At 61.0% G+C, this 753-nt stretch carries 1 protein-coding gene; it reads right to left on the bottom strand.

Features of this window, described 5'->3' with window-relative positions; translation table 11 throughout:
* Positions 1–29: 29 nt before the first annotated feature.
* Positions 30–753, bottom strand: a 724-nt coding sequence (locus ACZYOF_RS44115) for a tyrosine-type recombinase/integrase (protein WP_463719640.1), incomplete at its 5' end; no start/stop codon positions are given.

Raw genomic sequence — 753 nt, 5'->3', positions numbered from 1 at the left:
GGATCGCGGGCGTGTAGGCACATAATGCGCTACAGTGAATTGAGCCAGTCGAGGAGGGTTTTGTCGTCCTTCCAGGCGACGCGAGCCCGGGACACCGTTGAAATATCGGAACCCAGTTCGCAGGCGCGCAGCGCCTCGGCTTTAGCGCGCAGCGTCAGCTCGGCATAACGGTTTGTCGTGTCGAGACTCACGTGCCCGAGCCAACTCCGTATGACATTGACTTCGACACCGGATTCCAGCAGGTGGCAAGCAGCGGTGTGCCGGAATAGATGCGGACTGACCCGCCTGGATTTCGGCCCGTGTGTATCGAAGGATGCGCCGTGTCGTCGGACAATCTTATAGATCCCGAACCGCGTTAGAGGGCGGGCCTTCGGAGCGCAGAAGACTGGCTCGCCTGGCGATGCGCTACGCTGGGCGAGGAGCGCCTGGAGATGCTTCACTGTCTCATCCCAAAGCGGGCACGTCCGCCACTTGTCACCCTTGCCGTGCAAGTGGACTTTGGCTGGTGGCTTGAGTTCGAGGTGCTCGATACGAAGATCGGCAACTTCCTGCACCCGAGCGCCCGTGTTGTACAGGAAGAGCAACAGTGTGCGGTCGCGCAGCGAGAGATGACCTTGTCGAGGCAGCGAACGAAACAATGCCGTTACCTCCTCTCGCTCGAGGAAATGTGTATCGGGCAATGATGTGCGCTTGACGGGGATCGCCGCGACCTGCTGACAGACCGCCAGCATCTCGGGTGCACGCACCGCGAGG

This window comes from Bradyrhizobium sp. LeoA1Lang (genome assembly GCF_055413685.1).
Note: the sequence above shows the minus strand (reverse complement) of the source record. Positions and strands in the feature narration are given on the sequence as shown.